At 43.4% G+C, this 7,853-nt stretch carries 8 protein-coding genes and 1 pseudogene; 5 read left to right on the plus strand and 4 right to left on the minus strand.

Annotated features, from left to right (window positions below):
- Window positions 1–139 (plus strand): annotated as a pseudogene (locus GRP75_RS15520) (bifunctional 3-deoxy-7-phosphoheptulonate synthase/chorismate mutase); the annotation flags it as partial.
- 236 nt (window positions 140–375) lie between these two features.
- On the plus strand, window positions 376–1,998 hold the full coding sequence (locus GRP75_RS15525; protein WP_071559094.1) for a DUF1593 domain-containing protein: 1,623 nt from the start codon (window positions 376–378) through the stop codon (window positions 1,996–1,998).
- Between the two features lie 86 nt (window positions 1,999–2,084).
- On the opposite strand, the gene GRP75_RS15530 is transcribed toward GRP75_RS15525, so the two are convergent.
- A complete protein-coding gene (locus tag GRP75_RS15530) occupies window positions 2,085–2,945 on the minus strand; it encodes a TrmB family transcriptional regulator (protein ID WP_023987321.1) in 861 nt (286 codons plus the stop codon).
- 155 nt (window positions 2,946–3,100) lie between these two features.
- On the opposite strand from GRP75_RS15530, the gene GRP75_RS15535 reads away from it, so the two are divergent.
- Window positions 3,101–4,003, plus strand: coding sequence for a DMT family transporter (locus tag GRP75_RS15535; protein WP_053324782.1), 903 nt, complete (start codon window positions 3,101–3,103; stop codon window positions 4,001–4,003).
- A 117-nt stretch (window positions 4,004–4,120) separates the two neighbouring features.
- On the opposite strand, the gene GRP75_RS15540 is transcribed toward GRP75_RS15535, so the two are convergent.
- Window positions 4,121–4,300 carry an aspartyl-phosphate phosphatase Spo0E family protein gene (locus GRP75_RS15540; RefSeq protein ID WP_025723205.1) on the minus strand — a complete coding sequence of 60 codons (180 nt, stop codon included), beginning with the start codon at window positions 4,298–4,300 and terminating at the stop codon, window positions 4,121–4,123.
- Window positions 4,301–4,450: 150 nt separating this feature from the next.
- A complete protein-coding gene (locus tag GRP75_RS15545; protein WP_023987318.1) occupies window positions 4,451–5,683 on the minus strand; it encodes an MFS transporter in 1,233 nt (410 codons plus the stop codon).
- 131 nt (window positions 5,684–5,814) lie between these two features.
- On the opposite strand from GRP75_RS15545, the gene GRP75_RS15550 reads away from it, so the two are divergent.
- Together GRP75_RS15550 and GRP75_RS15555 are read left to right on the plus strand one after the other, a co-directional pair.
- Window positions 5,815–6,072 (plus strand): YqkE family protein, encoded by a 258-nt coding sequence (locus GRP75_RS15550; RefSeq protein ID WP_023987317.1) that lies wholly within the window; start codon window positions 5,815–5,817, stop codon window positions 6,070–6,072.
- A gap of 330 nt (window positions 6,073–6,402) precedes the next feature.
- On the plus strand, window positions 6,403–7,080 hold the full coding sequence (locus tag GRP75_RS15555) for a peptidylprolyl isomerase (protein WP_023987315.1): 678 nt from the start codon (window positions 6,403–6,405) through the stop codon (window positions 7,078–7,080).
- A 226-nt stretch (window positions 7,081–7,306) separates the two neighbouring features.
- Here the strand turns inward: GRP75_RS15555 and GRP75_RS15560 are convergent.
- Window positions 7,307–7,853: MgtC/SapB family protein (locus GRP75_RS15560; RefSeq protein ID WP_160789750.1), on the minus strand; the 547-nt coding region annotated here is incomplete at its 5' end.

Genomic DNA, 7,853 nt, shown 5'->3' on the forward strand with positions numbered 1-7,853 from the left:
TGCTGGAGCCGACGGTATCATGGTGGAAGTCCATCCAAACCCAGCAGTCGCTTTGTCCGATGCTCAGCAACAGCTGAACATTCCTGAGTTCCACAACTTCCTGTCTGAAGTCAAAGAATCCGGTTTATTCAAAGCGTAAAACTAATTTTATGCCGGGATTCATAAACCGCTTTCATTTTCTCGGACAATGATGTAAAATTGAATCAGGATTGTGACTGATCATGCAGGCAAAACCTAAATGTATATATGCTCGACTTTTGTTGAGGCATATATATGTTTAGGTTTTTTTTATGCCTAAATCTTGAATAAAAAGAATACCTACATGGTTATAATCCTAAAAAAACATCATAGGAACGTTCAGAGAGGGGAACAGAAATGAGAGAAAGAAAAGGGTTAAGCATTTTTTTATTAGCCATGATTTGTATTTTGATCATCAGTGGCTGTAGTAGTAAGGCTCCCGCCGTTGTGAAGGATGAAAGCGCTGCTCCAACAGAAAAACAAACGGAAAATAAAGTAGAAAATAAAGCAACCAAGGCCAGAACGGTAATCACTACCGATGGAGAAGTAGATGATATGAACTCTGTCATTCGCTTTCTTCTTTACTCCAATGAAATGGATTTGTCCGGGATTGTACTGACTAGCTCCGTATATCATTATGCAGGTGATGAAAAGGCTGGCATCAAGCCATTTAGATGGACCGGAACACAATGGGTAACGGACATGATTGATGCCTACGGAGAGATTTATCCCAACTTAATCAAACATGCCGAGGGATATCCAAAGCCTGAATATATCAAGAGCGTTACCAAAATAGGTAACATTTCAAATAAAGGTGAAATGGACAAAGAAACGGAAGGCTCCAATTTCCTTAAAACACTTTTCCTGGACGATGACAAAAGAGATTTGTACGTACAAACTTGGGGTGGAACAAATACCACGGCCAGAGCTTTAAAGTCCATTGAAGACGAATATAAAAATACAGATCAATGGGAAACGATTCGAAAAAAAGTAAGTGATAAACTCGTACTGTACATCATTCTGGACCAGGACGATAGCTACAATAATTACATCGCTAAAAATTGGCCTGATATCAGAATTATTAATGATCAATCTAACTTCTGGCATTTCGCTTATGCTTGGAAAATGCACACAGAAGAAGTAAACAGCAAGTTGCACGGGGAATGGAACTTCAAAAATATTAAAGATGGTCATGGCAAGTTGCTCAATATGTATGCCTTGATGGGCGATGGCAATATCATCAAAGGCGAGTTGGATGAAGAACAAAGAGGCAGTGAAGCCTACTTAAAGAAAAATCCACAATACGACAAGTATGACTTTATTTCTGAAGGTGATTCTCCATCCTTCTTCTATTTAATTGATAACGGATTGCGGAGTATGGAAAACCCAACCTATGGTGGCTGGGGAGGTCGTTTCGGTGTCGTTAACGATAAATTATTTAGAAATACCGTGTTAGATTATGATGTGCATACGAAAAAATTCGAAGCAGAGTATTCTCTGATGCGTTGGTTTGATGATATTCAAAATGACTTTGCTGCTCGTGCAGATTGGGCTATTGCATCCGACTACAAAGATGCCAACCACAATCCAACGTTGACCATTAAAGAAGGATTAGACCTAACCGCTAGTCCAGGGGAGAAAATAACCCTGCATGCAGAAGGTTCAGATCCCGACGGTAATCAATTGACCTATAAATGGTGGAGATATTTTGAAGCAGACACGTATGAGGATTCTAAAGTAAAACCAGCACAAGTTAAACCTGAATTGCTGGGGGAAATGCAGCTTGGGCTTCATCGAGAAGTAGCTAAAGGCGAGAAAGTAAACACGATTGACTTGCAAGGTAGTGATACGAATGCAGTTAGTTTCACAGTTCCTGCAGATGCTAAGTCAGGGAATACGCTTCATATCATTGCAGAAGTACAGGACAATGGAAAACATCCTTTAAAGCATTATCAACGTGTGATTGTAACCGTAAAATAATTGAACACAACACCCAATAAAATTAGGCTCATGGAATAACACTCCATGGGCCTGTTTATTTTTGCACATTGGAACTCAGACAATCTCTATACACGTTTAATGCTTTTTTCAGTCAAAGGAACATAATATCCTTTGCCATTCGGACCCATAGCAAATTTATTGCGAAGATGAATTAGATTAGGGCCGAATTTCGCCTCTAATTGTTCACGGAACTCATATAGGATTTCCATGATATAAATATCATGAATAATCACTTCTGTAATCGGCATCACCAGACCCGGATGCAACGTCCATGCAGCGCGGCTGTCATCACCAAGTGAAAGTATGCCAGCTACGACCTCCCGGTCGTCTACGCTAAGTACAATCCACCGACCACCAATTTCAGACGTAATCTCCTCACTCATATCATGGCGGTAAACAGTAGCGAAATCAAAATTAAGCTCCCCATACGCTACAATGATCACTTCAATTCCTTGTTGAGCGACTTGCTCTAAGGCATCTCGGAACACCTCGGCATCCTCTTTCCAAATTTCCAATAAAATTCGGTGTTTTGCTCCCTTTACCCCTTCATTTATGCGATTGATAATGGCTTCATACCCCGAAATATTCCAAATATTCTCTCTATTTTGAAATGATGCTGTGTACTGCTCCAAACTCTCTTGCGCCACATTGAAAATCTGCTCTGCTTTGCGTTTTCTCTGGGCAATCAATTCATGTGGCGGGAGCGGCACATACAGAGGCGTATTTTCTTGACTGACCATGATATCCCCACGGTTGACCATTCCAGACAAAACCTCGTAAATTTTGGATCTCGGTACCCCGGAATTCAATGAAACGGCGTATCCCGAAAGTGGAGAGCTTTCCAATAAGGTCACATATGCCTTGGCTTCATATTCACTAAAATTCAAATCCCGTAGAATTTCTAATATATTTGGTTTTGGTTTCATGACGTCTTCTCCTCAATTCGTGTTCATCCTTACTATATCACTTCCCCTTGACAAAAACTGATATACACACTATCTTTTTAGTAACGTTTTTATAGTAGTCACTTTAGTAGCTACTATTATCATTTCACAGGGAATTACCTCAGGGAGGATTTAACTTGAACAAAGTCATAGCTCATCACAGCGAAAGCAGCCGGATTTACTACGGTTCTACGATTCTGGCCCTATTGATCTGGAGTACATCGTTTATTGCCACCAAAGCAGCCTACACGACGTTCCCCCCTCTTACCTTGGGTCTATCCAGATTTATTATAGCTTCCGTTGTGCTAGGTATCGTTTTGCTGATTAAAAAAGAACATATCAAAGTAAAGCCAAAAGATTTGGCTACGATTTCGTTTAGTGGTGTTTTGGGAATCACTCTCTATTTTTCAATGGAGAATATAGGGGTTAGCTTGACTACCGCTTCCAACGCAGCATTAATTGTTGCATCATATCCCGCAATTACATCGCTGCTTGAACTTATTTTGTATAAAGTGAAAATATCCAAATATAAAATTTGCGGTATAGCATTGGCCATGATCGGGGTATATTTCTTGACTTCAGTTGGCGAAAGCTCGGATAGTAAGAATCAACTAATCGGAAATTTAATATTGATTGGAACGGGTTTTGCGTGGGCGTTTTACACTTTCATGACGCGCAAGGTAGTGGACAAATATCCGCCTGTGACGTTATCTTTTTATCAAACTGTTGCAGGAAGTATCTTTTTTATACCGTTGGCTCTATTAGAAAAGGATAGTTGGCAGGCTCCGACAACAGGATCGTTTATGTTGTTAGTATATCTGGGCGTATTCTGCTCCGTCATCGCATTTTTGCTTTACAATTACGGATTAATCAAGCTGTCACCGAGCAGTTCCGTTTCTCTGATGAATTTGGTTCCGATATTTGGAGTCTTATTTTCTGTGTTACTTTTGCAAGAAACGATTACATGGCGCCAAATCATTGGTGGTTTGGTCGTCATTATAGGTGTCCTACTGAGTGCTCATCAAACGAACCGTACCTAAAATGATAGATTGCACACTAGTTATAAAAGTTAAGATAAGCATCGTTGTTATAGGTATTAGCGCTACAGTACAAGGGCGAGTGACCTCACCAAAAGTTTCTCGCCCAGTCGGTTGCATTTATGCAGTCGGCTTTTTTTCTTTTATATAAAAAAGGTGGTTATATTGATTGATGAGGTTATCCATAATTACAGACTGTCTGAGCACACTGGCATGATTAAAGCCATGTTTTGCTTGCAAAATATACAGCTTTTGACGAGCTTTCTCAAGCTGTTGACGCAAAATGTCGTCTCTTATCATAATATATCCCTCCTTGTCATATTATCAGTGTAGAGGGTTATGAATAAGTATACTAAAAGTAAAGGTTTGGGATAATTATCTAATCGCACAAAAAAAGACCTGCTCTATGAGCTCTAAGGTTGTCCTCTTAGACAATCCTGTGTGATTCGCTTATCCGGCAGAATGAATATCCTGATCCGTTACGTTCTTCCTGGCTGAAACCGGGAACACGTTTTTTCCCTTCGCCCATAGCAACAACGCTGCAAGCAGCAGTATGCCACCGTTTAACACAAAGATCCAGCGGATTGGCATCCAGCTGCCAAGCATACCGCCAATCAACGGCCCCGCCATGGTCGCGAGTTGAGTAGCTGATTGGCTCAAGCTAAAGGCTCGTCCGCGAAACTCCGGCTTGGTGACCTCCACAGTCATTGCGTTGATAGCCGGCATGACGGACGCATAAAACAATCCATATCCAAACCGAAGCGCACCAAAACCAACAAAGTTGGTTACAAAAAATTGTAAGATGTTCCCGATTCCCGAACCGATCAGTCCAATCAGCAGCACGTGTGCAAATCCGGTCCGGCCTCCAATCCGTCCCCATCGGGGAGCCATGAGCACCGCCGCAATACCAACGGCTGAGAATACAATCCCGGAACTTAAAGACGCCCGGCTACGGTCAACTCCCATTTCAAGCACATATACCGTAATTAACGGTTCCAATATCATGACGGAAAAGGTACTTAATCCCGCCAGAATAAGCAAAAAGCACAAAGGCCGATTAGCAATAGCCTCCTTGATATCATCACGAACATGCGAGCGGGTACTGGTTCCCTTGAAGCTGTCCTCTCTAGCGCCAAAAGTCGCGATTAACGCAGATACCAGCACAAGAGCTGCAGAGAAAAAAAAGGCATTCCGATTGCCATAATAATGGCTCACTACACCGCCAATCAGCGGACCTATAATGCTGCCTGTCGCCCCAGCGGTCGCCATAATACCGAGTGCATAGCCGGTTTTCTCCTCAGGCGAGCCCGTTCCGACCAGCGCAATCGCAGCAGGAATAAACCCGGATAGAAGGCCTTGAAACAACCGTACTCCTACGAACACATACGGATCTGTCACAAAAGCACATATCAGGTACAACACCGCCAGGCTAAAGCCTGAACGAATCAACATCGGCTTACGTCCATACTTATCTGCAAGCGAACCCCAAAATGGGGCAATCAGCGCGCTGGCTAAAAAAGTGACTCCAAAGGCAATCCCCGACCACAGTTCCAGATGATCATTTACGCCCATTTCCGTATTCAGAAAAATAGGTAAAAACGGAATAGACACGGAATAGGCCATGCTGCAAAACAATACTCCAATCCACAAAATGACCAGGTTTCGCTTCCAATATAGATGCATGATGCCACACGTCCCTTCTGCTCATTCCATTATTACCCTCTAAATTAGAAAAGTCTACCGCCCAGCTCATCCTTCAATCGTGGAACAACCGTGCAGAAGCTGATATAATCGAATGGAATGGAGATGATGACATGGCTAAGAAGAGAAATTCGTCTTCCCCTGCTCCTGCGGCTCAGGACAAACCTGCTACGTTAAAAGATCTGTTGAGTCAGGATGTGCTGAATAAGCTTAAGGCTCAAGCCAATGAAGCCCAAGCAGAACAGGACAAGCGTAAAGAAGACGAACGGCAGCGTGCCGTCGAAGCAAAAAAAGCTGAACAGAAGAAGCTGGATAACAACTTCGAGCATCTACTGAATAACAGCAATTTGGACTGGCACAAATATAAATAAGCCAAAACCACAACGGTTTTGGCCTATCTTTACGCTTTATGTTATAGCCAGTCACGAATATGTTGTACTGAGTACAGCACCCCTACCCAAACCGGCAGACTGAACGCCATACCCCATATGAGACCTTTCGCCAGCTTTTTGTCTACCTCCATCATGATCCTGCCCCTTTCCTTGGGAATAGCAGCAGTATGGGTCAAGAATACGGCTTTCAAACCCGTATTTCCTTATCCCCAGCAAAAAAGGTATGATAGAAAATGGAAAAGTGTTCTGCGCTGCCCCCAAACTATAATTTAGGATGTTACACCATCCAACCTTTCAGGAGGAATATCAATGAACCGAAAAACGATACGCCCATGGTACACGCTGTGCCTGCTGGCCATCATGCTCGTGCTGGTTGCTGGATGCGGCACAAAAGCGGCCGATGTGGAAGCTGCCAGCCGGACAAGCACTACAACTCCTGCTGCGACTAAAGACAAAAGCAAGGCTGTTTCCCATCCGATTGTCACGATTGTCATGAATGATGGCAAGAAAATTAAGCTTGAGCTGTATCCGGAAGTAGCACCGAACACGGTTAACAACTTCATTTCTTTGGTGCAAAAGGGAGCCTATAACGGTACCATTTTCCACCGTGTCATCCCAGGCTTTATGATTCAGGGTGGTGATCCGCAAGGTAACGGTACAGGTGGCCCCGGCTACAGTATCAAAGGCGAATTCAAGAGCAATGGTGTTAACAATACACTCAAACATACACGTGGCGTATTATCCATGGCCCGCTCAGCGGATCTGGATTCGGCCGGATCGCAATTTTTCATCATGGTTGCCGATGCGGACTACCTCGACGGTCAATATGCCGCTTTCGGTAAAGTAACGTCCGGGTTGGATGTGGTCGATGCTATCGTCAATTCCAAACGAGATAGCAATGACAAACCCATCAAACCGGCTACGATGAAAAAAGTCACTGTGGATACGCTGGGTAAAAAATATCCAGCTCCAGTCAAAGTAAAGTAAGACATCAAATCAGTCTTTCAAAACGGGATAACAGCAACGACCTTGTGCATACGCATGAGGTCGTTTTTGCTTATCCCCTGATGCTTTCTAAGCTGCTGTCTCTGTGATGTAGTAAGAGTATATACACAAAAGGAAGCGTTTTCAATCATTATTTTTAAAGTTTTTTACTGTTAAATGGGTCTGTCAGCGTTCGACAAAAAAGCTACTGTATGAGCAGTAAATTCGTCTAATTGGACTTAGTCTCGACTGAACGAATACCTTCCATCTCTTGCAGCAGTGACAGCAGTTCCTCCACTCCCTCTGACCGGGACAGCTTTACAAGCATATGAATAACCAACTGCTCACCATTATTGATGCGCTCGACGTGAAAGCTGTGAATCGTCAGCTTCTTGTGCTCCAGCAGTTCTTTGATCCGATTCAGCACGCCCGGCTCATTGTCGACCTGAACAACTACTTGTCGCGTGGACGGAGTAGCCATCTGATAAAAACGACTATGGAGCAAGGACTGAGCCGCTAAAATAAACAGCGTTACACCTGCACCAAGCCCATACATCCCTGCACCTACGGCAATACCGATTCCGGCGGTAGTCCAGATGCCTGCGGCAGTGGTCAGCCCTTTGATTCTATTTTTTTGTGTAAAAATCATCCCTGCGCCAATAAAGCCGACTCCACTTATAACCTGTGCTGCTATTCTGGAAGGGTCCAGCGACAGGTTCGACCAGACGGTTTGATCCTGAAAACCATATTTGGATACCACCATCATGAGCGCTGCG

Source organism: Paenibacillus sp. OT2-17, from assembly GCF_009827695.1.
Classification (GTDB): domain Bacteria; phylum Bacillota; class Bacilli; order Paenibacillales; family Paenibacillaceae; genus Paenibacillus; species Paenibacillus polymyxa_B.